The sequence below is a fragment of the Pseudomonas cyclaminis genome (genome assembly GCF_015163715.1).
Classification (GTDB): domain Bacteria; phylum Pseudomonadota; class Gammaproteobacteria; order Pseudomonadales; family Pseudomonadaceae; genus Aquipseudomonas; species Aquipseudomonas cyclaminis.
Map to the genome: position 1 here is coordinate 1 of NZ_JADDUM010000362.1, position 1,334 is coordinate 1,334.

1 protein-coding gene is annotated in these 1,334 nt (G+C 60.9%); it reads right to left on the minus strand.

Going from position 1 to position 1,334, the window contains the following annotated elements; genetic code table 11:
* Positions 1-86 precede the first annotated feature (86 nt).
* A complete protein-coding gene (gene hemE, locus IQK56_RS30405) occupies positions 87-1,154 on the minus strand; it encodes a uroporphyrinogen decarboxylase (protein ID WP_193863690.1) in 1,068 nt (355 codons plus the stop codon).
* Positions 1,155-1,334: the final 180 nt, after the last annotated feature.

Below are 1,334 nucleotides of genomic sequence, written 5' to 3' on the forward strand. Positions count from 1 at the left end.
CCGATTGCAGTGTGTCAGTCAACAGATTCATTGACTGAACTACCGCCATCGGGGGCAAGCCCCCTCCTACATTTTTGCTCTGCGTGTCACTCGTGATACTGCGCCGACAACTCATGCACCGCGCGCAAGAACGCGCCGGCATGCTCCGGGTTCACTTCCGGCGTGATGCCATGGCCCAGGTTGAACACGTGCCCGGTGCCCTTGCCATAGCTGGCCAGGATGCGACCGACTTCGGCGCGGATCGCTTCCGGCTTGGCGTACAGCACGGTAGGGTCCATGTTGCCTTGTAGCGCAACCTGATTGCCGACACGGCGGCGGGCTTCGCCGAGGTCGCAGGTCCAGTCCAGGCCCAATGCATCGGCACCGGCGTCGGCGATGCTTTCCAGCCACAGGCCGCCGCCCTTGGTGAACAGGATGACCGGCACTTTGCGACCTTCGTGTTCGCGGATCAGGCCGCTGACGATTTTGCGCATATAGGCCAGAGAGAATTCCTGGTACGCCGCCGCCGACAGGTTGCCACCCCAGGTATCGAAAATCTGTACCGCTTGCGCACCGGCCATGATCTGGCCATTGAGGTACGAGGTGACCGACTGTGCCAGCTTATCCAGCAGCAGGTGCATGGCTTGTGGGTTGTCGTAGAGCATGGCCTTGGTCTTGCGGAAGTCTTTCGACGAGCCGCCTTCGACCATGTAGGTGGCCAGGGTCCATGGGCTGCCCGAGAAGCCGATCAGCGGTACACGGCCGTTCAGCTCACGGCGGATGGTGCTCACGGCGTCCATCACGTAGCCGAGGTCTTTGTGTGGATCCGGGATCGGCAACGCTTCGATATCGGCCAGGGTGCTGACGACTTTCTTGAAACGCGGGCCTTCGCCGGTCTCGAAGTACAGGCCTTGGCCCATGGCGTCGGGGATGGTGAGGATATCGGAGAAGAGGATGGCCGCGTCCAGTTGTGGGTAGCGGTCCAGCGGCTGCATCGTGACTTCGCAGGCGAACTCCGGGTTCATGCACAGGCTCATGAAGTCGCCGGCGTGGGCGCGACTGGCGCGGTATTCCGGCAGGTAGCGACCGGCTTGGCGCATCATCCACACAGGGGTGACGTCCACGGGTTGCTTGAGCAGGGCACGAAGGAAACGGTCGTTCTTGAGGGCAGTCATGTCGGCATCCGCAAAAAAAGTGCGGGCATTTTCTCAGAGCGCGACGCAAAAGGCACGGAATGAGCCGTGCCTTTTGTCTATCGGGTCAATTTGTCGCGGTAGCTTGAACCCACCGCAAAACAAATGTGGGAGGGGCTTGCCCCCGATTGCGGTGTGTCAGCCTCAGTATTGGAAACTGAA